Consider the following 26138-nt stretch of genomic DNA (forward strand, 5'->3'; position numbering starts at 1 on the left):
GGAGGAAACATGTCGCTGAACCTTGCCGATATCCGTCTGGAATACTCGAAGAAAGAATTGTCGCCGGAAGACTGCCTGCCCGACGCGGCGGCGCAGTTCGAAGTCTGGCTGAACGAGGCGATCGCCGCGCAGGTGCCGGAGCCGACGGCGATGAACCTCGCCGCGGTCGGAGCCGATGGCCGGCCGTCGTCCCGCATCGTCTTGCTCAAGGGCGTGGAGGATGGCCAGCTGCTGTTCTACACCAACTACCACAGCCGCAAGGGGCAGGCGCTGGAAGCCAATCCCTACGTCGCCCTGAATTTCTTCTGGCCGGAACTGGAGCGCCAGGTGAGGGTGGAGGGCAAGGCCGCGCGCGTGGCGCCGGAGGTGTCCGACGCCTACTTCGCCAGCCGGCCGTATACCAGCCGCCTGGGGGCATGGGCCAGCGAGCAGAGCAGCGAGATCGCGTCCAAGGCCGTGCTGGTGACGCGGGCCGCGATGTTCGGCGCCCGGCACCCCATCAATGTGCCGCGCCCGCCGCATTGGGGCGGCTACGCGGTGGCGCCGGAGCGGGTCGAGTTCTGGCAGGGCCGCCCCAGCCGCCTGCACGACCGGGTGCTGTACACGCTGCAGCCTGACGGCATCTGGCGCCGCTCCCGCCTCGCGCCCTGACTTCCGGATCGTGTTCGCGGTCCGCTTTTCTCCCCCCTGCCATTGAAAAGGCCCGGTCAGCCGGGCCTTTGCCATTTCTGGGTCTCGGCGGTTCTCGCTATCGCGTGGCGTATCTGCAAGTGTCATATTTTTGCAAATAGGACCGGTACAGAAAAACCAGTGTGTGAATATTTATTGTTTTCCAGTTTGAATCAGAACTCCAAGATCATCACGTAATGCATTGATTGGCAATTGATTCAGCTCAGTCTTTTTCTACAAGGCTCCCAGCAACTGCTCAAAAGTACAGATGAATCTCAGCAAGAAAAATCCAATACATAATTTATGCATTTGGGATTTAACGGGCCGGGATAATCCGGGTTAAGTCCGGAGGCGTGGCAGACGCTTCCAGCTCGTCCCAAGGCTAGTCGCAGGCCTGTCCGGCAGCAGTACCGGGCGGCGGCCGGCGGCGGCAGACGATGCGCACGGCCCGCACAGAATGGCGCCGGCGGCCACCATCGTCCGTCGCGGCCATCCGCCTTCTCCGACGGCGTTTCCGCCGCGGGGCGACCCGCCCGACCCGGCCAGATCGCGGCTCCCGGTACCGCCGGCCATGAGCTGGCGGTGTTGCGCGGGACGCATCCCGTCCCGCTCCGTCTACATTTGGAGTTCCGTGATGAGAAAACAGCAACTGATGCTGCGTGGTTTGGTCCTGTCCGCTTTGGCTGTCTTCAGCGCCTCGGCGATCGCTGCCGAGCGTATCGACCTGGAAAAGCTGGGCAAGGCCCAGGCCAGCAGCGCTACGGCGTTCGCCGGCGTCAACCAGTCGGATCTGAAGCCGCTGCGCAGCACCCAATTCGCCTCCGGCAAGGTGGTGACCCGCTATCAGCAGTACTACCAGGGCGTCCCGGTCTGGGGCGAAGCCGTGGTGGAAGAGAAGCCGGCCGCCGCACTGAAGGCGGTTCAAGGCAAGCTGTCCGGCAGCTACATCGCCGGCATTCAGTCAGATCTGGCTTCGGCCAAGCCGACGCTGAGCGGCGCACAGGTGCTGAGCCAGGCCAAGTCGCTGAAGGCCAACGGCAACCCCACCTACAACGACAAGGCCGAGCTGGTGGTGCGCCTGAACGAGCGCAGTGTCGCCCAGCTGGTCTACCTGGTGTCCTTCGTGGTCGACGGCAAGGAGCCTAGCCGCCCGCACCTGATCATCGACGCCAACAGCGGCCAGGTGCTCAAGCAATGGGAAGGCCTGAACCACGCCGAAGCCAATGGCCCCGGCGGCAACACCAAGACTGGCAAATACCTGTATGGCACCGATTATGGTCCGCTGGTGGTCACCAGCGACTGCAAGATGGACAGCGGCAACGTCGCCACCGTCAACCTCAACGGCGGCACCAGCGGCACCACTCCGTACAAGTTCGCTTGCCCGACCAATACCTACAAGGCCATCAACGGCGCCTATTCGCCGCTGAACGACGCGCATTATTTCGGCAACGTGGTGTTCAACCTGTACAAGGACTGGTTCAACCTGAAGCCGATCACCCAGAAGCTGCTGATGAAGGTGCACTACAGCCGCAACTACGAGAACGCGTTCTGGGACGGCACCGCGATGACCTTCGGCGACGGCGCCAGCACCTTCTATCCGCTGGTGTCGCTGGACGTGTCCGCGCATGAAGTCAGCCACGGCTTCACCGAGCAGAACTCCGGCCTGGTCTACAGCGGCCAGTCCGGCGGCATCAACGAGGCGTTCTCCGACATGGCCGGCGAAGCCGCCGAGTACTACATGAAGGGCAAGAACGACTTCCTGGTCGGCGCGGAAATCTTCAAGAAGACCGGCGCGCTGCGCTACTTCGCCGATCCGACCAAGGACGGCCAGTCGATCGGCAACGCCAAGGACTACTACAACGGTCTGGACGTGCACTACTCCAGCGGCGTGTACAACAAGGCGTTCTACCTGATCGCCACCAGCCCGAACTGGAACACCCGCAAGGCTTTTGAAGTGTTCGTCGACGCCAACCGCCTGTACTGGACCGCCAACGCCACCTACAACAGCGCCGCTTGCGGCGTGGTCAAGGCGGCCGATGCCCGCGGCTACAACAGCGCCGATGTCACCAAGGCCTTCACCGCGGTCGGCGTGACTTGCCAATAAGCCATCGTCGCCAACGCGGCCCCGTCCGGGGCCGCATCTGACTGCCCGGCCGGCGCCGTGAGGCGCCGGCCTTCGCTCGGGAGTCCCTCATATGTTGAAACTGCGTCAAAGCGCCTTGCTGGTCCTGTTGGGCCTGGCCGGCGCCGCCCAGGCCCAGCCGGTCTGGATTTCGGTAGGCGATCAGGGCTACCAGCTGCTGCGCAAGCTGGATGCCGGCGCCAAGAGCCGGGAAAGCCGCCAGCTGGCGGCGGACGGCCGTCTCGCCAAAGGAGCCGCCGGAGAAACCGTGCATCTGGTTCAGGTGGACGAGGCCTTGCTGCCCAAGCTGTCCGACTCCATCCATGAAAACCTGCGCCATTGCGGCGGCTTCATCGTCCATCGCGACCTGAAGGAGGCCCAGGCCGCGTTGAAAGGCTCGGCCGCGCCGCTGGCCGGCCTCGTCGCGCCCAGCTACGCGATAGACAATCAGGCCGCGGTCAACCAGCTGCTGCCGCAACTGCAGGACAGCAACATCCTCGGCACCATCCAGTCGCTGTCCAACTATCAGAACCGCTTCTACACCACCAGCCACGGCGTCAACGCGTCCAACTGGATCGCCGCCCAATGGAAGCAGCTCGCCGGAAACCGCGGCGACGTCACCGTCGAGCAGTTCGCCCACGCCAGCTGGCCGCAGAAATCGGTGATTCTGACCATCAAGGGTACCGATAACTCGGCTGAGACCATCGTGCTGGGTGGCCATCTGGACTCCACCGTCGGTAGCGGCACCGGCGAGAGCAGCCGCGCGCCGGGCGCCGACGACGACGCTTCCGGCGTGGCCAGCCTGACCGAGGTGATCCGCGTGTTGCTGGCCGGCAACTATCAGCCGCGCCGCACCATCAAGTTCATGGCGTACTCGGCGGAAGAAGTGGGCCTGCGCGGCTCGGCCGACATCGCCAAGCGCTTCAAGCAGCAGCAGGCCAAGGTGGTGGGCGCGCTGCAGCTGGACATGACCAACTATCAGGGCGATGCGCAGGACATCTTCCTGTTCACCGACTACACCAACGCCGCGCAGAACACCTTCCTGGCCAATCTGGCCAAGGTCTACCTGCCCAGCTTGAAGGTCGGCTACAGCCAGTGCGGCTACGCTTGCTCCGACCACGCTTCGTGGAACGCGCAGGGCTATGCGGCATCGTTCCCGTTCGAGTCCAGCTTCAACAACTCCAATCCCTACATCCATAGCCGCAACGATACGCTGGCGAGCTCGGGCAACCAGGCCAAGCATGCGCTGAAATTCTCGCAGCTGGCGCTGGCCTACGCGGTTGAGCTGGGCAGCGACGGCCCGGCGGCCAAGCTGCGCTGAGTCTGTTTTCGCCGCGGCGGCGCTCCTGCCGCGGCGGTTGCCGCGACGCGGAGCCGGTTTTGCCGGCCCCGCGTTCTTTTTGTCGGCAACCACCCGCCGGTTCGCGGCGGGCCTCCAGACGAATCGCCAGGAAGCTTGATGCCGCGCTTGGCGGACGCTCAGCCGGTGTTGCGCAGGCCGGCCGAGGTGCCGTTGATGGTCAGGTGGATCGCGTACAGCGTGTCCTCGTTGTCCGGCTCGGCGCGCAGCCTGGCCAGCAAGTCGGCTTGCAGCAGGCCCAGCGCGTCGAGGAAGGGCAGCCGCGTTTCCAGGCTGCGGCGCAGCGTCGGGTTGCTTTCCAACAGCTCGGCCTGGCCGGTGATGGCGAAGAAGGCGTCGTGGGTCTTGCGCCATTCGGCCTCGATCGCGCCGAACAGCCGCGCCGCCAGCTCGCGGTCGTCCACCAGCTCGGAGAAGCGGCGGGCGATGCCCAGGTCGGCCTTGGCCAGCACCTGCTCCATATTGGACAGCACCACCTGGAAGAACGGCGAATGACGGTACAGATGCTGCAGCTTGGCCAGGCCGGCATCGCCGTGCTTCTGCACGTAGGCGGCCACCGCCGAGCCGACGCCGAACCAGCCCGGCAGCATCAGCCGCGACTGCGACCACGAGAACACCCACGGAATCGCCCGCAGGTCGCCGATGGAGGACAGGCTCTTGCGCGAGGCCGGCCGGCTGCCGATGTTGAGCCGGGCGATCGCGGTCACCGGCGTCGCTTCCAGGAAGTACTGCATGAAGCCCGGCGTTTCCACTAGCGCGCGGTAGGCGGAGAAGGCGCTGGCCGACAGCTCGTCGAACAGCGCGGTGTCGACCTCGCCGCCCGGAATGTTGCCCAGGCTGGCCTCCAGCGTCGCCGCCACCAGCGCCTCCAGATTGCGGCCGGCGATGGCCGGATCGGAATACTTGGCGGTGATCACCTCGCCTTGCTCGGTGATGCGGATGCGGCCGGCCACGCTGCCGGCCGGCTGGGCGACGATGGCCTCGTACGACGGGCCGCCGCCACGGCCGACCGAGCCGCCGCGGCCGTGGAACAGCTGCAGCCGCGCGCCGGCGTCGGCGAACACCCGCACCAGCCGCGTTTCCGCTTGCCACAGCTGCCATTGGCTGGTCAGGTAGCCGCCGTCCTTGTTGCTGTCGGAATAGCCCAGCATCACTTCCTGCACCCGCTCGCGGCTGTCCAAGAGCTGCTTGTACCAGGGCAGCGCGAACAGCGCGCGCATCACCGTTTCGCTGTTTTCCAGGTCGGCGATGGTTTCGAACAGCGGCACCAGGTTGACGCTGGCGCGCGGCAGGTCGTCTTCCAGGCGGATCAGGCCGGCTTCCTTGCACAGCAGCGCCAGCGCCAGGATGTCGCTGACGCTGGCGCAGTTGGAGATGATGCATTGGCCGATGGCCTCGACGCCGAACTCGCGCTGGATCGCCGCCGCCTCACGGAAGATGGCCAGCTCTTTCTCGGTTTGCTCGCCGTAGCGCAGGTAGGGCGAGAACAGCAGCCGCGGCGTCGCCAGTTCGCGGGTCAGCACCCGCACCCGCGCCGCCTCGTCCAGCGCGCGGTATTCCTCCAGGCCGGCGGCGCTGAACAGCTCGGCCACCACGCCTTCGTGCACCGCCGCGTGCTGGCGCAGGTCCAGCGGCATCAGGAAGAAGCCGAACACATCGACGCTGCGGATCAGCCGCGACAGCCGGCCGTCGGCCAGCAGCGCGCTGCTGTGGGCGCGCAGCGAGGCGGACAGACTGGCTAGGTCCTGGATCAGCTCGCGGTGGTCGCGGTAGGGCGCGCGCTCGTCCCAGCGGCAGGCCAGCTCGACGCCGCGCAGCCGGGCCGTGGCGCGCAGCTTGCCCTGCATCGTCGCCAGCGCGCGGCGGTACGGTTCTTCGCCGCGGCTGACCGCCTGGTCCGGCGAGCGCTCGGCCAGCGCCAGCACCTCGGCGCCGGCGTCGACCAGCCGCGACGACAGCGACAGCTCGCGGTACAGGCTTTTCAATTCCTGCAGATAGTGTTCGAACGCCTGCTGCGACTGGCGCGTCACCGCGTGGCGCAGCAGGCCGGCGTCGACATTGGGGTTGCCGTCGCGGTCGCCGCCTATCCAGCTGCCGACGCGGATGAACGACGGCAGCCGCGCTTCCTCGCCCCACAGCTGGCCGATCTCGCGCTCCAGCCGGCGGTACAGCGCCGGCAGCGCCTCGAAGAAGGCCAGCGGGTGGTAGGCGACGCCGTTGGTGATTTCGTCGCGCACAGTCATCTTGAAGTGGCGGATCTCGGAGGTTTGCCATAGGGCGAGGATGGCCCGCTTCAGCTTGGCCTCCAGCTCCTCGCGTTCTTCCGGCGTCAGGTCCGGCGCGTTCAGCTGCGACAGGAAGCGGCGCACCGCGCGGTGGCCGTCCAGCACGCTTTGGCGCTGCACTTCGGTCGGGTGGGCGGTGAGGATGGCGCCTACCCTGGCGTGGCTGAGCAGCTGGTGCAGCGCGTGGAAGCTGACGCCGTCCTGGCGCAGCCGCTGCAGCGCGCGCGGCAGGCTGCCCTGCTGCGGCGCGGAACCGGCCAGCTGGTGGGCGCGGCGGCGGCGGTTGTGGTGCAGGTCCTCGGCGATGTTGAACAGCTGCGCGTACAGGCCGCAGGCGCGCAGCAGCGAGGCTGCCGCCTCCGGCGCCAGCTGCGGCAGCGGATGGCTGCGCTCGTCGCCGCGGCGCAACGCGATCGCCTGCACCGCGCCGGACACCACCGCGCCCTCCTGTTCGCCCACCACTTCCGACAGCAGCCGGTCCAGACAGGCCAGGTCGGCCCGCAGGGGCAGGTCCTTGTCGTGATCGCTCATATTCTTGTTCCCGTGTTCGACTTGTCAGGCATGGCCACGGCTTCCATGGCCATGCCTCACCGGCCGCGGGCAAACATTCATCATAAGCAGCTTCCGCGCCGTAGTGGACACGCTACGGCATTTTTCCGCGTCTTGCCTTGATCTTGCTGCGTCGCAGCAACAACCGGGCCAAGCCCATGACGGCAGCGTGGTAGAATCCTGAGCTGATTACACCCTCTCTATCGGGATCCGGTTTCATGGACAAGATCGTCATCGCCAGCCGCGAAAGCCGGCTGGCCATGTGGCAGGCCGAGCACATCCAGGCCCGGCTGCAAGCGCTGTACCCGCATCTGACAGTGGAAATCCTGGGCATGACCACCCAGGGCGACCAGATTCTGGACAAGACGCTGTCCAAGATCGGCGGCAAGGGGCTGTTCGTCAAGGAGCTGGAGCAGGCGCTGCTGGAAGGCCGCGCCGACCTGGCTGTGCATTCGCTGAAGGATGTGCCGATGACGCTGCCGGACGGCTTCGCGCTGGCCGCGGTGTGCGAGCGCGAAGACCCGCGAGACGCCTTCGTCTCCAACCGCTACCAGAGCCTGTCCGAGCTGCCGGCCGGCAGCGTGGTCGGCACCTCCAGCCTGCGCCGCGAGGCCCAGCTGCGCGCCCGCTTCCCGCAACTGGCGGTGAAACCTTTGCGGGGCAATGTGCAGACCCGGCTGAGGAAGCTGGACGACGGCGAGTTCGACGCCATCATCCTGGCCGCCGCCGGCCTGAAGCGCCTGGGCCTGGCCGAGCGCATCAAGGGCGAGCTCGCGCCGTCGGAAAGCCTGCCCGCCGCAGGACAGGGCGCGCTGGGCATCGAGATCCGCGAAGGCCGCGCCGACCTGCTGGCGCTGCTGGCGCCGCTGAACCACCCGGACACCCGCGCCTGTACCGCCGCCGAGCGCGCGCTGGCCAAGGAGCTGGGCGGCAGCTGCCAGGTGCCACTGGGCGCGTTCGCCACGCTGGCCGACGGCGCGCTGACCCTGGGCGGCTTAGTCGCCCATCCGGACGGCTCGGTGGTGCTGACCGCCAGCGCCAGCGCGCCGGCCGACTATGCCGAAGCGCTGGGCCGCGCGGTGGCGAAGAAGCTGATCGACGCCGGCGCCCGTCCGCTGATTGACGCGGTGCTGGCCGAGCCGCGCTGAGCCGGCGATGACACGCGTACTCGCCGCCCGTCCGCTGGCGCAGTGCGCCGGCCTGCTCGGGAAACTGCGCGCCGAGGGCTGGCAGGCCGAGCATCTGCCGCTGATGGAGATCGAGCCGCTGCCCGCCGCGCTGGCCGCGCTGCCGCGGCAGGCGGCGCAGGCCGACGCGCTGTTCTGGGTCAGCCCCAGCGCGATAGACGCGGCCTGGCCGGCGTTGGCGGGCCTGGATCTGTCCGGCAAGCGCCTGGCCTGCGTCGGCGCGGCCAGCGCGAAGCGGCTGGCCGATCTGTCCGGCCTGCCGGTGTTGCATCCGGCCGCGGGCAGCGACAGCGAGGCGCTGCTGGCGCTGCCGGAGCTGGCCGACGTGTCCGGCCAGCGCTGGCTGATCGTCCGCGGCGAGGGCGGCCGCGCGCTGCTGGCGGATACGCTGGCCGCGCGGGGCGCCGGGGTGGAGGTCGCCGAGGTCTATCGCCGCGTCGACGGCGCGCCGGACTGGACCGCGTTCGACGCCGCTCCGCCCGATGCCGTCATCATCACTTCCGGCGAAATGGTAGAGCAATTGTTCCGACTGGCTGGCCCGCGCCGGATGGGAACGCTACAATGCCTGCTGTACTGCGTGCCGCATCCGCGTATCGCCGAGCGCCTGGACGCTTTCGGCGCGACACGCATCGTGACAACCCGAGCCGACGATGCCGCACTGGTCGCCGGCCTCAAAGAATGGTTCCGTCGTCACCCATGAGCGAATCCCAGATCAACGAAGCCATCCCGGCCCAGGCCGCCCCGTCCCGCAAACGCCCCGGCCTCGCCGTGTGGCTGGCCGTCGCCGCCCTGGGGGTGGCCGGCTGGCAGTTCTACACCACCCAGCAGCAGCTGGATTCGATGCGCCAGGAACTGGCGCGCCGTCTGGCCGAAGGCAGCGGCGCCGGCAAGGAGCAGCGCGCCATCGCCGAGCAGGCGATGCTGGCCGCCCGCGCCACCGACGGCAAGCTGGCGCTGGTGGAGGCGCGCGTCAACGAGGCCGCCGGCCAGTACGCGACGCTGAACGGCATGTACCAGGAACTGACCAAGAACCGCACCGACTGGCTGCTGTCCGAGATCGAGCACACGCTCGCCATCGCCAGCCAGCAGTTGCAGCTGGCAGGCAACGTCAGCGCCGCCGTCTCCGCGCTGGAGATGGTGGACGCGCGGCTGGCCAAGTTCGACCGCCCGCAGCTGATCGGGGTGAAGAAGGCCGTGGCCACCGATCTGGAAAAACTGAAGGCGCTGCCCTATCTCGACACCGTCGGCCTGACCGTCAAGATCGACCGGCTGATGCTGAGCGTGGATTCGCTGCCACTGGTGGTGGATTCGCACCGCCTGGGCGGCGCGCAGCCGGGCAAGCCGGCGCAGCCGGCGGCGGATGCCCCGTGGTGGGAGCGGCTGTCCGCCGAGATCAGCGGCAGCCTGGGCGAGCTGATCCACATCCGCCGCATGGACAAGCCTGAGGCGCTGCTGCTGTCGCCGGAGCAGGCCTTCTTCCTGCGCGAGAACCTGAAGATGCGCTTGCTGGATGCGCGCCTGGCGCTGATGCAGCGCGACGGCAAGACCTACGCCGCCGACATCGCCGCCGCGCGCAGCTACGTGCAGCGTTATTTCGACCGCGACGCGGCCGCCTCCTCGCAGTGGCTGGCGACGCTGGGCGAGCTGGAAGGCGCGCCCCTGGACATCAGCCTGCCTGACATGAGCGCTAGCCTGAAGGCTGTGCGCGACGCCCAAGGCAACAGCGGGGAGTAAACGGTGAGATTCGCATTGTGGATAACCGGCCTGTTCGCATTGGCCGTGCTGGTGGGGCTGGCCTCCACCCTGAATACCGGCTACGCCATCCTGTTTCTGCCGCCTTACCGGATGGAAGTGTCGTTCAATCTGATGATCGTGCTGGTGGTGGCGCTGATCGTCGTCACCCACATCGCGCTGCGGCTGATCGCGCTGGCCGCCGATCTGCCGCGCCAGGTGCAGCGCTTCCAGCGCCAGAAGAAGCTGAAAGCCGCCCGCCACGCACTGCGCGAGGCCGGCATCGCCTTCTTCGAGGGCCGTTTCCAGAAGGCCGAGCGCGAGGCGTCCAAATCGTTGCCCGACGAATACTCGGCCGAGAACCGCGCGCTGGCGCTGCTGATCGCCGCCCGCGCGGCCGGCTCCGCCGGCGACGGCGGCAAGCGCGACGAATACCTGAACCAGCTGGACCAGCTGCCGGCGCGGCTGCAACTGGCGCGCCACATGCTGGACGCCGAGCTGAGGCTGGAGGACAAGGACGCGCTGGGCGCGCTGGCCGCCATCGAGCGAGCCCGCGCGCTGTCGCCCAATCTGACCAACGCGCTGCGGCTGGAGCTGAAGGTGCGCCTGCTGCAGAAGCAGCCGGAAGCCATCCTGCTGCTGACCGAAAAACTGCTGAAGGCCGACGCGCTGGAGCCGGAGCAGGCGCGCCGCTACCGGCTGGCCGCCTACCAGCAGCAGCTGTCCGGGCTGTTGTCCGAGCGCGAAGTGCGCGACTGGCTGCGCCGCATCCCCGACGCCGAGCGCGGCAATCCGCAACTGCTGCAGCAGGTGGTGTCCCACCTGATTCGCTTGCAGGAATACGACTACGCCGCCACGCTGCTGGCCGGCGCGCTGTCCAGCGACGAAATGGAGCTGCCGGAACTGGCGCGCGAACTGGGCCAGCTGGCTGCCCACCTCAGCGTGGAAAAGCGGCTGGCGCTGCTGAAGGACGCCGAAAACTGGCTGAAGCTGCGCCCGCGCGACCACTGGCTGTTGCTGGCGCTGGGCCGTCTGGCGCAGGCGCAGCAGCTGTGGGGCAAGGCGCAGAGCTATCTGGAGGCCAGCGTGTCGATCCAGCCCACGCTGTGCGCGCACGCCGAGCTGGCGCGGCTGTTTGAGGCCACCGGCAAGGAAGAGGCTTCGCAGCTGCATTACCAGAAGAGCCTGGAGCTGGCGCTGAGCCAGGGCTGCTGAGCGCAGCCGGCCAAGCTCGCCGTCCGCGATGCCGCCCGCCATTTCGGCCGGCGGCATTTTTCTTGGCCGCGCGCCGGCGGCGGGCAAAAAAAATCGGACCCCGAGGGGCCCGTGCATGCCAACGTGGACTGGCAGACAATCAATCGATACGAGAGCGCGGGCGGTATCCTGTCTGACAATAAGGATGCCGAACGACGAAAGCTGTGCCAGAATCAACCATTATGCATGGCTGACCTCAGACCTATGCATGGCGCTTGCTTTCGCCGCGATGGTACCGTCCGCGACAATGTCCACCAGCATACGTGGAGGCGGCGGTTTGCACAAAGCAGTTAATCTCATGAAAACTATGAAGAAAAGGCATGTAACAGCATGAAGCTGCCTCCGCTGAATGCCCTGCGCGTGTTCGTCGTCGCTGCCGAGCACCTGTCGTTCACCCGCGCCGCCGCCGCGCTCAGCCTCACCCAGGGCGCGATCAGCCGCCACGTCCAGACCTTGGAAGAGTATTACGGCGCCACGCTTTTCACCCGCCAGGCGCGCGGCTTGGCGCTGACCGCCGAAGGCGAGGCGCTGGTGAAGCCGGCGCGCGAGGCGTTCCAGCTGTTGAACGAGGCCAGCGAGGCGCTGCGCCTGCGCCAGAGCGATCTGCGGGTGCGGATGCCGCCGACGCCGGCGATGCGCTGGGTGCTGCCCAATCTGGCCGACTTCCAGGCGCGGCACCCGGAGTACACGCTGCACTTGCTGACCCAGCTGATACACAACAAGCCGTTCAACCGCGCCGAATACGATCTGGCGGTAGTGGGCCTGTCCAGCCCGGAGGCGGCGGCCGATCTCCGGCTGGAATGCATCTGCCGCGAAAAGCTGATCCCGGTGTGCTCGCCCAGCCTGCTGGCCGGCAAGCACCCGCTGCACGTGCCGGACGACCTGAGGCACCACACGCTGCTGCACCCGTGGCGCGACCAGAACACCTGGAAGCGCTGGCTGACGCTGGCCGGCGTGTCCGGCGTCAACCCGGAGAGCGGCGTCACCTTCGACGCGCTGGAATACGCGCTGCACGCCGCAGTGGCCGGCATGGGCGTGACGCTGGCCCAGGCGTCGATGGTCACCCAGGACCTGGACAGCGGCCGGCTGGTGATCCCGTTCGACACCGTGCTGGAAACCGAGTGGGCTTACTACCTGGTCTATCCGCACGAGCTGGCCGAGCTGCCCAAGGTGCGGGCCTTCCGCGACTGGCTGGTGCACACCGTCGCCAACAGCGAGGAAGCCAGCTGGCTGGCGCGCCAGGGCTATTGAGCGGCGCCGGCGTCCGCCGCCGCTTCCCCGCGGCGGCCTTCCCCTTTTCCGCCAACATTTGTTAACCGCTGGGGCGTGGCGCGCCGGTCCGGCGTTCCGCATAATGATTGACATAGCAACTATTGCCTTATCAATCATGAACGCTCCTTCCTCTCCAGCCGGTCTGGCCGCCGGTCTGGACTTCCGCCAGCGGCTGATGGCGATGCTGGGCCTGTGCTGCGTGTTGATCATGGTGGCGCTGGACCAGACCGTGGTCGGCACCGCGATGCCCACCGTGGTGGCCGACCTGCATGGTTTCGCGCTGTACGCCTGGGTCGGCACCTCCTATCTGCTGACGTCGGTGATCACCGTCCCCGTCTTCGGCAAGCTGGGCGACGACCATGGCCGCAAGCCTTTCGTGCTGACCGCCATCGTGCTGTTCACCGCCGCCTCCATGCTGTGCGGGCTGGCCCAGGACATGCTGCAGCTGGTGCTGGCGCGCGCCTTGCAGGGCGTCGGCGGCGGCATGCTGGTGGCCACCACTTTCGCCTGCGTGCCGGATCTGTTTCCCCATACCCGCGAGCGGCTGCGCTGGCAGGTGATGCTGTCGGCGTCCTTCGGCCTGGCCAACGCCATCGGGCCGTCGCTGGGCGGTTTTCTCACCGAGTACCTGGGCTGGCGCTGGGTGTTCTTCGTCAATTTGCCGGTCGGCGTGGTCAGCCTGTGGCTGGTCTGGCGCTTCCTGCCGGTGATCCGCCACGACGAGCGGCCGCCGTCGCGGCTGGACTGGCAGGGCGCGGTGCTGATCGCGCTGTTCCTCGGCTCGCTGCAGCTGACGGTGGAGTGGCTGCCGCAGCACAAATCGCCGCTGCTGCTAACCGCGCTGGCGGGATTGAGCGTCGCCGCGCTGGCGGCGCTGGTCTGGTGGGAAAAGCGCAGCCCCAATCCGCTGCTGCCGCCCAGCATGCTGTCGCACAAGGGCCTGGCGCCGCTGTTCGGGCTGTCCTTGCTGATGGGTTTCGGCATGTTCGCGGTGATGTATTACGCGCCCTTGATGTTCCAGGCCGGCTTCGGCTTGTCGCCCAACCAGGCCGGCCTGCTGGTGACGCCGCTGGTGGTGTTCATCACCATCGGCAGCATGCTCAACGGCCGCATCGTGCAGCGGATGAAGCATCCGACGCGGCTGCTGGGCCTGGGGCTATTGATGTTCGCGGCCACTGCTGCGCTGTTGGCGCGCACTTCGCCGTCCACGCCGCACGCGTTGATTTTCGCCAACATGATGATGGGCGGGCTGGGTCTGGGCCTGCTGATGCCTAACCTGACCATCTTCGTCCAGCAACTGGCGCCGCGCCAGCAGCTAGGGGTGTCCACCGCGATGCTGCAGTCGACGCGGATGGTGGGCGGCATGCTGGGCACGGCGGTGATGGGCGCGGTGGTCAGCCACAGCTTCCGGCAGAGCGTGGAGGCGATGCTGACCGCGCGCCACGGCGAGAGCTGGCGGTCCTGGCTGGCCGATCCGCAGACCCTGCTGAACGCCGACAGCCTGGAGCAGTTCCGCCACGCGGCGGCCGGCGCCGACGGCTTGCTGGCCGCCAGCCGCGAATTGCTGGTGGACGCCATCCATTACAGCCAGTGGCTGGTGGCGCTAGGGTTGCTGCTGGGCCTGTGGCTGGTGCGCAAGGTGCCGGCGGTGAGGCTGGACAGCGCGGTCCCGGAACAGGAGCTGCGGCATGAATGAGCATCCCCCCAATCTGCTGCAGCAGCTGGGCCGCAGCAGCCGCGCGATGTACAGCGCCTTTGAGGGCCGGGTCGGCGAGGCGCTGCCGCGCTGGCGCATCCTGAAGGCGCTGGACGATCTGGGCACCGCCAGCCAGAAGCGGCTGGCCTGCCACCTGCAGATGGACCCCGGCGCGCTGACGCGGCAGTTGAAGCCGATGGAGGCCGAGAAGCTGGTGCGGCGGGATACCGATCCGGCCGACAACCGCCAGACGCTGGTGACGCTGGACGAGGCCGGCGCGGCGCTGCTGCGCGCGGCGGCCCCGCAGAGGCAGGCGTTTTTCGACCAGGCCTTGAACGGCATCGACGCTGAGGAACTGGCGGCGACGTTGCGGGTGCTGCGCTTGCTTGAGGAACGGTTCCGCGGCATGGCCGCCGCCGCGCGCTAGCGGCCGGCCGTCGCCTCGTCGCGTCCAGCGATCACCAGCCGGTTGCGGCCCTGCTGCTTGGCGCGGTAGAGCTCGCGGTCGGCGGCCTCGATCAGCTGGCGGCTGTCCACCACCTCGCGCGGATGCACGGTGGCGCCGCCGATGCTGATGGTGACGATGCTGGCCACCGACGAGCCGGCGTGCGGCAGCTGCAATTCGCGCACCGCCTCCAGCACCGCCTCGCCGACGACGGCTACGCCGTCGGCGCCGGTGTCCGGCAACAGGCAGATGATCTCCTCGCCGCCGTAGCGCGCCACCAGGTCCTGCGGGCGGCGCACGCTGCCGCGTATCGCCTGCGCCACCTCGCGCAGGCAGTAATCGCCGCTGACGTGGCCGTAGTGGTCGTTGTAGAGCTTAAAGTAGTCGATGTCTATCATCAGCATGCCCAGCGGCGCGCCCAGCCGCCGCGCTCGCCGCCATTCGCCGTCCAGGCTTTCCTCGAAGCAGCGGCGGTTGGCGATGCCGGTCACTGAATCCACCCGCGACAGCGCCAGCACCTCGGCATGCGATTGCTCCAGCGCCAGCGTGCGGATGCGCACCTGCTGCTCCAGCTGTTCCTGCTGCCGCCCCAGTTCCTGCTTGATATGGCGCTGCTCGCTCATCAGCGCGGCGACGCACAGCGCCACCACGGTCAGGATGCCGATATAGGTCTGCAGGATGATCAAGGTGCTGTAGGCGGAAAAGCCCAGATAGGGGCCGCCGCCGTGGCGGGTGCCCCATAGCGCCAGCAGGGTGATCAGCAGCAGCGCCAGCGCCACCTCCCGCGGGCTGAAGCGGAACGCCGCCCAGGCCACCAGCGGCAGCACCAGCATGTCCAGCGGATAAGTGGTGTCCATGGTGGGGTGCCACCAGATGAAGATGCTGGCGGTCAGCAGCGCCACCGTGCCGAAGTAGGCCAGCATCTCGTACCAGGCTTCGCGGCCCAGCCTGGGCCAGCCGTGGTAGTAGAGATTGAGCAGCAGGCTGCCGAACAGCAGCGTGCCGCTGGCATTGCACAGCCACCACAGGCAGCCTTGCGCCAGCAGCATTTTTTGCGGCACCAGTTGGCCCAGATAGGCGGAGGCGATGGCGATCAGCGTGCCCAGCAGCGCGGACGCCGCCACGATCAGGCAGAACAGCAGGCAATGGCCGAAGCTGCCCAGCGGATTGCCGGCGCCGAGATGGCGGCGCACCAGCCAGGCGCCGGCCAGCGTCTGCGCCAGCACGCCGGCGGCGATGCCCAGCGCCGGCAGCAGCCAGTTCAGGCCGGCGGTCTGGCCCGACCAGCGCCAGCCCTCCGCCAGCAGCGCGCCCAGCAGCACGCCCGGCCATACCCGCCGGCCTCGCAGCAGCAGGGCGGCCAGCGCCAGCGCGGGCTGCGGCCACAGCACGGTGTCCATGCCGAGTTCCAGCATCAAAAAGCGGTCGCCCAGCCACGCCGCCGCGCAATACAGCAGCGCCACCAGAACATTGGGCAGCCAGTCCGGGACAGCCGGAGGGCGCGTGAGAGTGCCGCGCATAGATTCCCTTCTACCGATGGCTGCGGAGCGACGTGGCCGCCGCAGCGTGCTCTTCTTAATTTTTATCGTAGTTTGCGAATGGCGGCGGCGCAGCCGCGAGGCGGAAGAAGGGAATAAAAAAACGGCCGCAGCGGGGCCGCGGCCGTCTGGAATGGCGGATGGGCGGCTTACATTTTCACGCCGAGCTCGCGCAGGCGCTCGTCCAGATAGGCGCCGGCGGTGTAGCGGTCGGACAGGATCACGTCCGGGCGCGGATGCAGGAACAGCGGCAGCGAGATGCGGCTTTTCTTCGCGCCTTCGCCGATGGGATTGACCACGCGGTGCTGGGTGGACGGGTAGTAGCCGGCCGACGCTTCCTGCAGCATGTCGCCGATGTTGACCACCAGGGTGCCGAAGTCGCAGGGCACGTCCAGCCACTCGCCGTTCTTGTCTTGCACTTGCAGGCCCGGCTCGTTGGCGGCGGGCAGGATGGTCAGCAGGTTGATGTCGCCGTGCGCGGCGGCGCGCAGCGAGCCGGCTGGTTCGTCGCCGGTCAGCGGCGGGTAGCGCAGCACGCGCAACAGCGTCTGCTGGCTGTCCTGGATCATGTGGGACAGCGGTTCGCGGTAGTTGGCGGCGATGTCGGCCGGGCTGTATTGCTGCACCCAGGACAGCAGCTCTTGCGCCAGCTGGTTGGCGATGCCGTAGTAGCGGTCGGCGTCGGCCTTGAGCTGGGCCGGCGCGCGGCCCCATGGGTAGATGTGGAAGTATTCCTTGATGTCCTTGAGCGTGGCGCCCTTGGCGGTTTCCGACACTTCAGGCGAGAACCAGCCGTCCTGCTTTTCCACCGAGAAGGCGTAGTCGAACTTCTCTTCGCTGTTGAAAAAGCCCAGCCAGTCGGCGTAGATCTTTTCAACCAGGTCTTGCGGGATCGGGTGGTTGGTCAGCACGCCGAAGCCGGTTTCGTGCAGGGAACGGGTGAACTGCTCCGCGGCGTCCGGGGCGCGGTAGTCGACAACTCTGACGTTCATGGGGTGGTTTTCCTGATGAACCCGGCGCCGCCATGCAATATCGGGGCGGTCGCCGGCCGCGCGCATTGTAGCGGCTAAGCTACACAGCGCCAAGCCGTTGGCATCTGTACTGTTGGAAAACTACCAAAACAGCGGTGACCTTGCCGCGCAAGGCCGCAAGCGAGATGCCGCGGGTCCGGCTTCAGGAGGCGTCGGCTGGATAGGGCGGGTTGTCCGGCGGCGCCGGGGCGCAGGCCCCGGTGTACTTTAATTACAGAATGCTGGCGTTTATACCCGCTGGTCCATGTCCAGCGCCGGGGTGCCCGGACAGGCCTGGGCCACGATGCGGGCCGGCACGCCGGCCACCGTCGCGTGCGGCGGCACGTCTTCCAGCACCACGCTGCCGGCGCCCACTTTCGCGCATTCGCCGACGCGGATATTGCCCAGCACCGCGGCGCCCGCGCCCAGCATCACGCCATCGCCTATCTTGGGATGGCGGTCGCCGCGTTCCTTGCCGGAGCCGCCCAGGGTGACGCCATGCAGGATGGACACGTTATTGCCGATGACGGCGGTTTCGCCGACCACCAGCCCGGTGCCGTGGTCCAGCATCACGCCCTGGCCGACGCGCGCGGCGGGATGGATGTCGGCCCCGGTCACCTCGGAGATGCGGTTCTGCAGGAACAGCGCCAGCGTGGTCCGGCCTTGCTGCCACAGCCAATGGGTGACGCGCTGGCTCTGGATCGCGTGGAAGCCCTTGAAATACAGCAGCGGCGTGGAGTAGCGGTCGCAGGCGGGGTCGCGCTCGAAACAGGCGCGGATGTCGGCGCGCAGCGCGGCGCTGATCGCCGGATCGGCCTGGAAGGCCTCGCGGAACAGCTCCTGCAGCGCGCGCGGATCCATCACCGGGCTGGCGAGCTTGGTGGACAGGTGGAAGGCCAGCACGTCTTCCAGCGTGGCGTGGCGCAGAACGGTCATGTGCAGGAAACTGGCCAGCAGCGGTTCGTCGTTGACCGCCGCCAGCGTTTCGTCGCGGATGGCCGACCACAGCGGATCAACCAGGGTGGAACTCATCGGGGACTCCGGATAATGACATCTAGTCGAAATATTGTAGCCTGCCGCGGTCCGCGCCGTCAGCCCAAGGCGAAGCGGCGTCAGGATTCGCGCCATGCGGCGACCAACCGGCATGGATGGGGAGAACGCTTATGAGATCGGTAATGATGCTGGCGCTGCTGCTGGCGGCATGGGGCGCGAACGCGGCCGAGCCGGAGGTGCCGGGCTGGAGCGAATACCAGGCCGGCCATCTGGCCGCCGCCCGCATCGCCTTTTGGCAGGCGGCGGAGCGCGGCGACCGGGTGGCGGCCTTCGACTTGGCGATGATGGACTGGAAGGGCGAGGCCGGCGCGGTGGACAAGGCGCGGGCGGTGTATTGGCTGAAGCGCTCGGCGGAGCAGGGGCTGGACCGGGCGCAGCATGCGCTGGGCTTGCTGGCCGAACGCGGCGATGGCCTGCCCAAGTCGCTGGCCGAGGCCACGCGCTGGTTCGCGCTGGCGGCGCGCCAGGGTTATCTGCCGGCGCAGATCGACCTCGCCACCCAATATTTCCTCGGCCGCGGCGCGCCGCAGGACGACCGTCTGGCCGCCTACTGGTACGAGGAGGCGGCCAAGCAGGGCGATGCCGGCGCGCAGTATCTGATCGCCAGCATGTACGAGCATGGCCAAGGCGTGAAGCGGGACATTCCGGCGGCGATACGCTGGTACGCCCGGGCCGGCGCGCAGGGCGACGCGGCCGCGCGCGCCAAGGCGCTGGATCTGGCGAAGCGCGAAAGCGCCCGCCGCGCTCAGAACGCGTCCAGTGGCAGCCTCAGGTAGCGGACGCCGTTGTCGTCGGCTGGCGGCGGCATGCCGGCGCGGATGTTGACCTGCACCGCCGGCAGCAGCAACTGCGGCATGGCCAGCGTCGCGTCGCGCGCTTTGCGCATCTCGACAAAGGCCGCTTCGTCCACGCCGTCGCGCGCGTGCAGATTGGCGCGGCGCTGCTCGGCCACCGTCGCGCACCAGGCTGGTTCGCGGCCTGGCGGCGGATAGTCGTGGCACAGCAGCAGCCGGGTGGCGTCCGGCAGCGCCAAGAGCTTGCGGATGGAGCGGTACAGCTGGGCGGGATCGCCGCCGGGAAAGTCGCAGCGGGCGGTGCCCACGTCAGGCATGAACAGCGTGTCGCCGACGAAGACCGTGTCTCCCACCTGGTAGCCGACGTCGGCCGGCGTATGGCCGGGCAGCGCGATCACGGCCGCCTCAAGCTCGCCGATGCGGAAGGTCTCGCCGTCCTGGAACAGATGGTCGAACTGGGAGCCGTCGCTGCGGAAGGCCGGCTCCAGATTGAACACGCGGCCGAAAATGGCCTGCACCTCGACGATGCGCGCGCCGATGGCGATGCGGCCGCCGGCCTGCCGCTTCAGATAGGGGGCCGCGGACAGGTGGTCGGCGTGGGCGTGGGTTTCCAGTATCCATTGCAGCGTCAGCCGCTGTTCGGCCAGGAAGGCCAGCAGCCGGTCGGCCGACGCGCGCGAGGTGCGGCCGGAGCGGAAATCAAAGTCCAGCACCGGATCGATCGCCGCGGCGCAGCCGCCGGGGCGGTCGTAGACGATGTGGCTGACGGTGCCGGTGGCGGCGTCGAAGAAGCTGGCGATCTGGGCGGTCATCTTGTCCTCCGGGCATGGCGCGCTGGCCGGCTGAAATAATATACTGTTATAAGCATATTTCTTTTAGAAATTTCATTGTGACGATTTTACGACTCAGACTGCCATGCCGCTGACCTTATTGCTGGGCGCGCTGGTGGGTGCGGTATTGGGCCTGACCGGTGCCGGCGGCGGCATCCTGGCGGTGCCGGCGTTGATGGCGTCCCAGGGCTGGAGTGTGGGGCAGGCGGCGCCGGTGGCGCTACTGGCCGTGGCGGCCGGCGCGGCGCTGGGCGCCTGGGAGGGCTGGCGGCGGGGCGAGGTGCGTTACCGCGCCGCCGCGCTGATGGCGCTGTGCGGCCTGCCGGGTTCGGCGCTGGGCGTGCGGGCGGCGTATCTGTTGCCGGCCGCTTGGCTGGCGGCGGGTTTCGCGCTGGTGTTGCTGATCGTCGCCTGGCGCGCCTGGTTCGGCGCGGGAGACGGGCCGGAGGCGCGGGACGGGTGCGGAGCCTTGTGCCGGGTGAGGCCGGAAACCGGCCGCCTGGCGTGGCGGCCGGCCAGCATCGCCGCGCTGGCCGGCGTCGGCGCGTTCACCGGGTTCCTGACCGGCCTGCTGGGCGTCGGCGGCGGCTTCGTCATCGTACCGGCGCTGCGCCGGCTCAGCGACCTGGGCATGCACGCCATCGTCGCCACCTCGCTGCTGGTGATCGCGCTGGTCGGCGGCGGCAGCGCGCTGGCCGCCTATTGGCACGGGGCGAGGCCGCCGGCGCTGCCCACGCTGGCCTTCGTCGCCGCCGCGCTGGCCGGCATGGCGGCCGGCCGTTGGCTGATACGGCGGCTGGCGCAGCGGCAGGTGTCGCGCGGCTTCGCGATCCTGGCTGCCGGCGTGGCGGTGGCGATGCTGCGTCATGCCGTCGCCGGCTGAGGCTCAGTCCGCGAAGTCGAACGCTTCGCCGCTGCCGGCGCGGATGGCTTCGGCCAGCGTCGCGTAGAATTCCGCGCCGTCGCGGCTGGCGATCCAGTCTTCGCCGCGGCGCGAGAAGTGGTAGCCGCCGCTCTTGGCGGCGATCCACATTTCCTGATTGGCGGCGTGGCGGTTGACGATCACCTTGTCGCCGCTGTCGAACTCGATCTCCAGCACATTGCCCTGGCGCAGCGTGTCGGCGTCCAGTCCGTGTTGGTCTATCGACTGTTCGATGCGGTCGAAGATGTCGTCGCTCAGTTGCAGGAATTCGCTTTCAGTCATGATGTTTCCCTGATGGCGCCGGCGGCGGCAACACCGCCCGGCAAGGTTTTGCTAGTATGTCGATTTTGCCATATCGGATTGCCATCAGTATGCGTACCCTGCTCGCTTGCGCAAGTTTGACCCTGATCCTGGCCGCTTGCGGCTACAAAGGCCCGCTGGTGTTGCCGCAGCAGCCCAAGAAGGCGCCGCCGCCGGCCGCCCATGCCGTCAAGCCCGACGCTTCCGCGCCGAAGGCGGACGCTTCGGCTTCCCGTTGATCGCGGCGACATAAGGATATTTCCAAGCAATCGCTTGTCTGACCGGGGCTTCGCCTAGAATGGGCCGTCGTTTCCCGGGAATAGGAGCCGCCATGCCCCATTACGCGCGTCATCTGGAACACCATACCATCGTCAACCCGTTTCCCGGCATCGCCAAGCTGGAGGCCGCGCTGGGCCGCAAGGTGGTCAGCCGGCTGGGCGCCAACGAGAGCATGGTGAAGCCGGCTTCGCCGTTGCTGGAACAGTGGGGCGAGGCGCTGGCCGAGCTGGCCCGGCTGTATCCGGACCCTTACGCGCTGGCGCTGCGCGAGCGGGTGTCGCAGCGGCTGGGATTGGAGAGCAGCCAGGTGCTGTTCGATTGCGGCGCCGACAGCCTGATCCTGCTGGCGCTGCGGCTGCGCTGCAACGCCGGCGACGCGGTGGTGTGCAGCGCCGGCACCTATCCGGCCTTCCGCTATTTCGCCGAGGGCGTCGGCGCCCGCATTCTGGAAGTGCCCTACCAGGCGCAGGGCGTGGGCCTGCGGCCCGATCTGGCGCGCCTGTGCGACGTGGCGCAGGCCGAGCGCGCGGTGGTGGTCTACCTGGCCAATCCCGACAATCCCACCGGCCATTATTGGTCGGCGGCCGACATTCAGGCGCTGCGCCAGCAGCTGCCGTCGCAGACGCTGCTGATCCTGGACGAAGCGTATATCGATTTCTGTACCCTGCCGGAGGACGCCCCGCCCTCCGGCGTGCTGCCCAACACGCTGCGGCTGCGCACGCTGTCCAAGGCCTACGCCCTGGCCGGTTTGCGCGTGGGTTTCGCGCTGGCGCCGGCGGACATCATCGCCAAGGCTGATCAGATCCGGCCGCAGTACGCGCTGTCGGGCATCGCCCAGCACGCGGCGGCGACGGTGCTGGACGCGCCGGACTACGCCAGCCAGCTGGTGCAGGCCACGGTGCTGCTGCGCGACAAGCTGGCCGACGCGCTGCGCGAGCGCGATCTGACCGTGCTGCCCTCGCACACCAATTTCGTCAGCGTCGTCTATCCCAACGCCGCGCAGTCGGAGGCCATCCAGCGCCAGATGCTGACGGAAGGCATCGCCGTGCACAGGCCGCCGCACCCCGCGCTGCGCCATCTGCTGCGCGTCACCGCCCAGCCGCAGGCTTTGTCCAGCAAGGTGCTGGAGGGCTTGGCCGGCCGCTGACGGGCATAGTTACATTGACAGGCGGAAACGCCGATGACATAAGCGGTGGGGTAGTAAAACCCATCGCTTGTTTTTTGCGGCCTGGCGAGCCGCCCCCACGTTCCGCCAAGAGAACCATGACACATCATCGCACCCGCCTGATCGCCAGCCTGTGCCTGCTGGCCAACTGCCATGCCGCCGCCGCCATGCCGGTGCGCGCCGACGGCGAAACCCGCCTCACGCTGCGCGGCACCGTGACCGGGCCGATTTCCACCGGCAGCAAGACCGAGGGCACGCTGTTCCGCGCCCATTATCTGAGGCTGCGCCGCCCGCTGCGGCTCAATGACGGCGCGGCCTGCGGCGGGCAGACGCTGGGCCGGCTGGCCTTGAATCAGGAGGGAATGGCGCGCTACCGGGGACGGACCGTCACCGTGGAGGCCAGGGTGTTCTGCCAGGAGAGCCGCACCGGCACTTACCACCTGGCGGACATCGAGATCCGCTGAGAGTCGCGGGCGCTCAGGGTTGCCGCAGCCGCGCGTCCAGCGGCGCGGCGATGGCTTGCAGAATCCGGCAACGACCGGCGTCCGGGTGCAGCGGGTTGAGCAGCAGGTTCCAGCCATCCACCGCCAGCGCGCTCGGCACCCGCAGCAAGGCGCTGGGCGCTTGCGCGAGCCAGGCGTCGCCCAGCCGCCGGGTGTCTTCCTGGCGCGCGCGCCAGTCGGCGGACAGCGCGGCCGGGTCCAGATCCAGCATGGCGTCGTCCGGCAGCTCCACTTTCAGCAGCTGGAAGCTGGCCGGCAGCCGGCGCAGCTCGCTGTGCACCAGCATTTCCAGCATCGCGCTGGCGGCGTGGTCGGCCAGGTAGACGACGGGCCGGCCGGCATGGTGCCAGCGGCCGTCGGCGCGCAGCCCGCCCAGGCCGTTCAGATCGGCGTAATTGCTGATCCGCCAGGCGATCACGCGACGTAGCCCTCGTCGATCTGGACCAGTAGGTTTTCCACCAGCCGTGCGCCCTGCTCGGTCTGCGCCATTGCCAGCGGGCTGGCGTCGTCGAAGCGGCGCAGCGGCTGCCGCAGCCAGCCGGTGGCCTCCTCGCCCAGCACCTGCTGCGCCAGCACCAGCAGGCTGGCCACCCGCACCCCGCGCTCGGATTCGTCGCGGCTCAGCTTTTCATGCTTTTTGATGCGGTGGGACAGCGTGCGCGCCGGAATCACGAATTCCAGCTCCTTGCGGGTGAGTCCTTCGCCGGCCAGATGGTCGATCAGGTCGGTGTCGGCGCCGTTGGCGACATAGCGCGCCACTTCCAGGTCGGAGCGCACTCTCTGACCGATGATGCGCGACAGGCGGGCGAAACGCAGCGTCGGCGCGCGCGGTTGCTCCGGCAGCGAGTCGGCATCGGGTTTGAACAGGGCTTGGGACATGGCGGCCTCCATAGGCATTTGCCTATTTAGTATTGGCATTTTGCCAGGAAGTGGCAAGCCGGTTGAGTAGGGACCGTGTTTTTACGCAGCTGGCGAGACAGCTGGTGGGTCGGGGCGTATCATCGCCCCCCTTGCGCGGCATCGGTAATCATTCCTTTGTGCTAGAACGTTTCCTGCGTTACCTTCCAAGCTGGGGGAGCGGGCGCCTGGGGCGACTATCGATTCTCATTCCGCGATGAATACGCAGACAATCGGACGGACCGTCATCGGGCGGGCGGTTTATCCGGCAAGAGGTGAACCATGATTGCAACCATCAAGGGCAAGATACTGGCCGGCTCCGGCCTATTGATCCTGATCGGCTTTACCGTGCTGGCGGGGGCCAATATCTACAACAGTTACCGCAACGCGGAAAGCGCGGTGCTGGAGCATGCCCGCCTGCTGGCGGGCAGCGAGGCGGGCCGCGTGCAGCGCATGTTGGGCAAGACCTATGATTCCGCGCAGGCGATGGCCGAGGCCGCCGCCGGCGTGAAGGCGGCGCTGCCGTCTAACGGGCGTTCGCTGCTGTCCGAGGTGGTGAAGCGCCAGCTGCCCAACAACCCGGACGCGGTCGGCTACTGGGTGGATTGGGAGCCCAATGCCTTCGACGGCCGCGACGCCGAGCTGGCCGGCAAGCCGGAAAACGACCACACCGGCCGTTACGGCGTGTACTGGTTCCGCAAGGCGGGCAAGGTGGACGTGGTATGGGGCAGCGACGGCGTGGACGAAAGCGCCTACTACACCGAGCCGCGCAAGACCGGCAAGCCGATGCTGACCGAGCCCTATGTCGATCCGGACGTGAAGATCCTGATGGGCACCATCTCCTTCCCGCTCAATATCGGCGGCAAGGTGCTGGGCGTGGCCGGCTGCGACATCGCGCTGGGCCATCTGCAGGAAATGGCGGCCAAGGTGCAGCCTTACGGCGCCGGCTTCATGAGCCTGTATTCCAACGGCGGCGTGCAGCTGGCCGGCCGCCAGCCGGGCTTGAACGGCAAGCCGGCGGCGGATCTGCCGGCCGAGGCCAAGGCGGCGATCAAGGACGGCCGCCCGGCCGAATACCGCAGCGACGACGGCTTCCGCCACTTCATCATGCCCATCGTGGTGGGCGAGGCCGGCACGCCGTGGGCGGTGCGCATCTCCATCCCGGAGGACGAGGCCTTCGCGCCGGTGCGCGCGGCCAGCTGGCAGTCCGCCTTCATCAGCCTGGGCATCCTGGCGCTGATCCTGCTGCTTTTGGGCGCCACGCTTAACCAGCTACTGCGTCCGCTGGGCCGGCTGCAAGGGGCGATGACCGAGCTGGCCTCCGGCAGCGGCGACCTCACCCGCGAGCTGTCCATCGCCAGCCGCGACGAGATCGGCCAGGCCGCCGGCGCGTTCAATACCTTTACCGGCTCGCTGCGCCGGATGATGCTGGATGTGCGCGGCCACGCCGGCGGCATGCTGGGATCGGTGCGCCAGCTGACCGGCGACGTGGGCCAGATCCGCGACAGCTCCGCCCGCCAGTCGCAGGCGGCCAACGCCACCGCCGCCAGCGTGGAGCAGCTGTCGGTCAGCGTCACTCATATCGCCGAATCGGCGCGGGTGGCCGAGCAGCGCGCCCGCGAGGCGGACACCCTGTCCAACCAGGCCGCCGCCAATGTGGACGCCACCGCGGCGGAGATCGGCCGCATCGCCAATACCGTGCGCCAGCTGGCCGACGTGCTGGGCGGCATGCAGCAGCGTTCCGACCGCATCTCCGGCATCGTGTCGGTGATCCGCGACATCGCCGACCAGACCAATCTCTTGGCGCTGAACGCGGCGATCGAGGCCGCCCGCGCCGGCGAGCAGGGCCGCGGCTTCGCGGTGGTGGCGGACGAGGTGCGCAAGCTGGCCGAGCGCACCGCCAAGGCCACGCTGGAAATCTCCGACGTGATCCAGACCATGCAGAAAGACACCACCCACGCCTCCGACAGCATGAACGGCGCGCTGGAGCAGGTGGAGCAGGGCGTGAGGCTGGCCGGCGAATCGTCGCAGTCGATCCAGCAGATCAGCGGCCAGGCGCAGCAGGTGGTGCGCGCGGTGGGCGACATCGCCGTCTCCACCGCCGAGCAATCCAGCGCCAGCCAGGAGATCGCCCGCCATATCGAAAACATCCACGGCATGCTGCTGCAGACCGACGACTCCATCCACCAGGCGCAGCAGGCCACGGTGGCGCTGGCGCGGCTGGGCGAGGAGCTGGAAAGCCTGATCGGGCGGTTCAAGCTGTAGCGGGCAGGTTGG

At 68.1% G+C, this 26138-nt stretch carries 24 protein-coding genes; 16 read left to right on the plus strand and 8 right to left on the minus strand.

The window, feature by feature from the left end; all coding sequences use genetic code 11:
• The first annotated feature begins 9 nt into the window (after positions 1-9).
• From pdxH to VA599_RS09275, 3 genes are all read left to right on the plus strand, one after another.
• The gene (pdxH, locus tag VA599_RS09265; protein WP_021478875.1) at positions 10-651 is read left to right on the plus strand and encodes a pyridoxamine 5'-phosphate oxidase; all 642 of its coding nucleotides are present in this window, start codon (positions 10-12) and stop codon (positions 649-651) included.
• Between the two features lie 652 nt (positions 652-1303).
• On the plus strand, positions 1304-2773 hold the full coding sequence (locus VA599_RS09270; protein WP_346788350.1) for a M4 family metallopeptidase: 1470 nt from the start codon (positions 1304-1306) through the stop codon (positions 2771-2773).
• A gap of 91 nt (positions 2774-2864) precedes the next feature.
• Positions 2865-4112, plus strand: a complete 1248-nt coding sequence (locus tag VA599_RS09275) for a M28 family metallopeptidase (protein ID WP_346788351.1) — start codon at positions 2865-2867, stop codon at positions 4110-4112.
• Between the two features lie 158 nt (positions 4113-4270).
• On the opposite strand, the gene ppc is transcribed toward VA599_RS09275, so the two are convergent.
• Positions 4271-6967 (minus strand): phosphoenolpyruvate carboxylase, encoded by a 2697-nt coding sequence (gene ppc, locus VA599_RS09280; protein ID WP_346788353.1) that lies wholly within the window; start codon positions 6965-6967, stop codon positions 4271-4273.
• A 236-nt stretch (positions 6968-7203) separates the two neighbouring features.
• Between ppc and hemC the strand changes: the two genes are divergently transcribed.
• The 7 genes from hemC (at position 7204) to VA599_RS09315 (ending at position 14552) form a co-directional block, all read left to right on the plus strand.
• Positions 7204-8133, plus strand: coding sequence for a hydroxymethylbilane synthase (gene hemC, locus VA599_RS09285; RefSeq protein ID WP_346788355.1), 930 nt, complete (start codon positions 7204-7206; stop codon positions 8131-8133).
• A 7-nt stretch (positions 8134-8140) separates the two neighbouring features.
• On the plus strand, positions 8141-8872 hold the full coding sequence (locus VA599_RS09290; RefSeq protein WP_346788356.1) for a uroporphyrinogen-III synthase: 732 nt from the start codon (positions 8141-8143) through the stop codon (positions 8870-8872).
• Positions 8869-9906, plus strand: coding sequence for a uroporphyrinogen-III C-methyltransferase (locus tag VA599_RS09295; RefSeq protein WP_021478881.1), 1038 nt, complete (start codon positions 8869-8871; stop codon positions 9904-9906). The genes VA599_RS09290 and VA599_RS09295 overlap by 4 nt, the downstream gene beginning before the upstream one ends.
• Before the next feature lie 3 nt (positions 9907-9909).
• Positions 9910-11118: a heme biosynthesis protein HemY gene (locus VA599_RS09300; protein ID WP_346788357.1), complete on the plus strand. Its 1209-nt coding sequence runs from the start codon at positions 9910-9912 to the stop codon at positions 11116-11118.
• Between the two features lie 369 nt (positions 11119-11487).
• Positions 11488-12408 (plus strand): transcriptional regulator GcvA, encoded by a 921-nt coding sequence (gene gcvA / locus VA599_RS09305; RefSeq protein ID WP_021478883.1) that lies wholly within the window; start codon positions 11488-11490, stop codon positions 12406-12408.
• 136 nt (positions 12409-12544) lie between these two features.
• Complete coding sequence (locus VA599_RS09310; protein ID WP_346788358.1) at positions 12545-14125, plus strand: MDR family MFS transporter; 1581 nt, start codon at positions 12545-12547, stop codon at positions 14123-14125.
• Positions 14118-14552, plus strand: a complete 435-nt coding sequence (locus VA599_RS09315) for a MarR family winged helix-turn-helix transcriptional regulator (protein WP_346788359.1) — start codon at positions 14118-14120, stop codon at positions 14550-14552. The genes VA599_RS09310 and VA599_RS09315 overlap by 8 nt, the downstream gene beginning before the upstream one ends.
• Here VA599_RS09315 and VA599_RS09320 read toward each other — a convergent pair.
• The 3 genes from VA599_RS09320 to cysE form a co-directional block, all read right to left on the minus strand.
• Complete coding sequence (locus VA599_RS09320) at positions 14549-16090, minus strand: sensor domain-containing diguanylate cyclase (protein ID WP_346788360.1); 1542 nt, start codon at positions 16088-16090, stop codon at positions 14549-14551. The two genes, VA599_RS09315 and VA599_RS09320, sit on opposite strands and share 4 nt — an antisense overlap.
• Before the next feature lie 167 nt (positions 16091-16257).
• Positions 16258-17100, minus strand: coding sequence for an isopenicillin N synthase family dioxygenase (locus VA599_RS09325; RefSeq protein ID WP_021478887.1), 843 nt, complete (start codon positions 17098-17100; stop codon positions 16258-16260).
• Positions 17101-17367: 267 nt separating this feature from the next.
• Positions 17368-18150 (minus strand): serine O-acetyltransferase, encoded by a 783-nt coding sequence (gene cysE, locus VA599_RS09330; RefSeq protein WP_021478888.1) that lies wholly within the window; start codon positions 18148-18150, stop codon positions 17368-17370.
• A 131-nt stretch (positions 18151-18281) separates the two neighbouring features.
• Between cysE and VA599_RS09335 the strand changes: the two genes are divergently transcribed.
• Positions 18282-18947, plus strand: a complete 666-nt coding sequence (locus VA599_RS09335) for a tetratricopeptide repeat protein (protein WP_346788361.1) — start codon at positions 18282-18284, stop codon at positions 18945-18947.
• Here VA599_RS09335 and VA599_RS09340 read toward each other — a convergent pair.
• Positions 18917-19777 carry an MBL fold metallo-hydrolase gene (locus VA599_RS09340; protein WP_346788362.1) on the minus strand — a complete coding sequence of 287 codons (861 nt, stop codon included), beginning with the start codon at positions 19775-19777 and terminating at the stop codon, positions 18917-18919. The two genes, VA599_RS09335 and VA599_RS09340, sit on opposite strands and share 31 nt — an antisense overlap.
• Before the next feature lie 103 nt (positions 19778-19880).
• Between VA599_RS09340 and VA599_RS09345 the strand changes: the two genes are divergently transcribed.
• Positions 19881-20678 carry a sulfite exporter TauE/SafE family protein gene (locus VA599_RS09345; protein ID WP_346788364.1) on the plus strand — a complete coding sequence of 266 codons (798 nt, stop codon included), beginning with the start codon at positions 19881-19883 and terminating at the stop codon, positions 20676-20678.
• 3 nt (positions 20679-20681) lie between these two features.
• Here the strand turns inward: VA599_RS09345 and cyaY are convergent, their stop codons facing one another.
• Positions 20682-21002, minus strand: a complete 321-nt coding sequence (gene cyaY, locus VA599_RS09350; RefSeq protein ID WP_031295520.1) for an iron donor protein CyaY — start codon at positions 21000-21002, stop codon at positions 20682-20684.
• A gap of 86 nt (positions 21003-21088) precedes the next feature.
• On the opposite strand from cyaY, the gene lptM reads away from it, so the two are divergent.
• From lptM to VA599_RS09365, 3 genes are all read left to right on the plus strand, one after another.
• Entirely contained in the window at positions 21089-21256 is a 168-nt protein-coding gene (lptM, locus tag VA599_RS09355) for an LPS translocon maturation chaperone LptM (protein WP_158677474.1), read from the plus strand.
• A 92-nt stretch (positions 21257-21348) separates the two neighbouring features.
• Positions 21349-22443 carry a pyridoxal phosphate-dependent aminotransferase gene (locus tag VA599_RS09360; RefSeq protein ID WP_346788365.1) on the plus strand — a complete coding sequence of 365 codons (1095 nt, stop codon included), beginning with the start codon at positions 21349-21351 and terminating at the stop codon, positions 22441-22443.
• Positions 22444-22559: 116 nt separating this feature from the next.
• Positions 22560-22925, plus strand: a complete 366-nt coding sequence (locus VA599_RS09365; RefSeq protein ID WP_104945913.1) for a hypothetical protein — start codon at positions 22560-22562, stop codon at positions 22923-22925.
• Positions 22926-22938: 13 nt separating this feature from the next.
• Here the strand turns inward: VA599_RS09365 and VA599_RS09370 are convergent, their stop codons facing one another.
• Together VA599_RS09370 and VA599_RS09375 are read right to left on the minus strand one after the other, a co-directional pair.
• The gene (locus tag VA599_RS09370) at positions 22939-23382 is read right to left on the minus strand and encodes an RES family NAD+ phosphorylase (RefSeq protein WP_021475355.1); all 444 of its coding nucleotides are present in this window, start codon (positions 23380-23382) and stop codon (positions 22939-22941) included.
• The gene (locus tag VA599_RS09375) at positions 23379-23843 is read right to left on the minus strand and encodes an antitoxin Xre/MbcA/ParS toxin-binding domain-containing protein (RefSeq protein WP_158677475.1); all 465 of its coding nucleotides are present in this window, start codon (positions 23841-23843) and stop codon (positions 23379-23381) included. Before VA599_RS09375 ends, VA599_RS09370 begins: the two co-directional genes overlap by 4 nt.
• A gap of 300 nt (positions 23844-24143) precedes the next feature.
• On the opposite strand from VA599_RS09375, the gene VA599_RS09380 reads away from it, so the two are divergent.
• The gene (locus tag VA599_RS09380; RefSeq protein WP_346788366.1) at positions 24144-26126 is read left to right on the plus strand and encodes a methyl-accepting chemotaxis protein; all 1983 of its coding nucleotides are present in this window, start codon (positions 24144-24146) and stop codon (positions 26124-26126) included.
• Positions 26127-26138: the final 12 nt, after the last annotated feature.

Source organism: Chromobacterium indicum, assembly GCF_039708975.1.
GTDB classification, from domain to species: Bacteria; Pseudomonadota; Gammaproteobacteria; order Burkholderiales; family Chromobacteriaceae; genus Chromobacterium; species Chromobacterium piscinae.

Coding starts and splice junctions, on each gene's coding strand:
- cysE (WP_021478888.1), bottom strand. CDS start 18,150: ATGAGTTCCACCCTGGTTGATCCGCTGTGGTCGGCCATCCGCGACGAA.
- lptM (WP_158677474.1), top strand. CDS start 21,089: ATGCGTACCCTGCTCGCTTGCGCAAGTTTGACCCTGATCCTGGCCGCT.
- VA599_RS09275 (WP_346788351.1), top strand. CDS start 2,865: ATGTTGAAACTGCGTCAAAGCGCCTTGCTGGTCCTGTTGGGCCTGGCC.
- VA599_RS09345 (WP_346788364.1), top strand. CDS start 19,881: ATGCCGCTGACCTTATTGCTGGGCGCGCTGGTGGGTGCGGTATTGGGC.
- VA599_RS09340 (WP_346788362.1), bottom strand. CDS start 19,777: ATGACCGCCCAGATCGCCAGCTTCTTCGACGCCGCCACCGGCACCGTC.
- ppc (WP_346788353.1), bottom strand. CDS start 6,967: ATGAGCGATCACGACAAGGACCTGCCCCTGCGGGCCGACCTGGCCTGT.
- VA599_RS09270 (WP_346788350.1), top strand. CDS start 1,304: ATGAGAAAACAGCAACTGATGCTGCGTGGTTTGGTCCTGTCCGCTTTG.
- hemC (WP_346788355.1), top strand. CDS start 7,204: ATGGACAAGATCGTCATCGCCAGCCGCGAAAGCCGGCTGGCCATGTGG.
- VA599_RS09365 (WP_104945913.1), top strand. CDS start 22,560: ATGACACATCATCGCACCCGCCTGATCGCCAGCCTGTGCCTGCTGGCC.
- VA599_RS09325 (WP_021478887.1), bottom strand. CDS start 17,100: ATGAACGTCAGAGTTGTCGACTACCGCGCCCCGGACGCCGCGGAGCAG.
- VA599_RS09380 (WP_346788366.1), top strand. CDS start 24,144: ATGATTGCAACCATCAAGGGCAAGATACTGGCCGGCTCCGGCCTATTG.
- VA599_RS09320 (WP_346788360.1), bottom strand. CDS start 16,090: ATGCGCGGCACTCTCACGCGCCCTCCGGCTGTCCCGGACTGGCTGCCC.
- VA599_RS09375 (WP_158677475.1), bottom strand. CDS start 23,843: ATGTCCCAAGCCCTGTTCAAACCCGATGCCGACTCGCTGCCGGAGCAA.
- gcvA (WP_021478883.1), top strand. CDS start 11,488: ATGAAGCTGCCTCCGCTGAATGCCCTGCGCGTGTTCGTCGTCGCTGCC.
- VA599_RS09295 (WP_021478881.1), top strand. CDS start 8,869: ATGAGCGAATCCCAGATCAACGAAGCCATCCCGGCCCAGGCCGCCCCG.
- VA599_RS09290 (WP_346788356.1), top strand. CDS start 8,141: ATGACACGCGTACTCGCCGCCCGTCCGCTGGCGCAGTGCGCCGGCCTG.
- VA599_RS09315 (WP_346788359.1), top strand. CDS start 14,118: ATGAATGAGCATCCCCCCAATCTGCTGCAGCAGCTGGGCCGCAGCAGC.
- pdxH (WP_021478875.1), top strand. CDS start 10: ATGTCGCTGAACCTTGCCGATATCCGTCTGGAATACTCGAAGAAAGAA.
- VA599_RS09335 (WP_346788361.1), top strand. CDS start 18,282: ATGAGATCGGTAATGATGCTGGCGCTGCTGCTGGCGGCATGGGGCGCG.
- VA599_RS09360 (WP_346788365.1), top strand. CDS start 21,349: ATGCCCCATTACGCGCGTCATCTGGAACACCATACCATCGTCAACCCG.
- VA599_RS09310 (WP_346788358.1), top strand. CDS start 12,545: ATGAACGCTCCTTCCTCTCCAGCCGGTCTGGCCGCCGGTCTGGACTTC.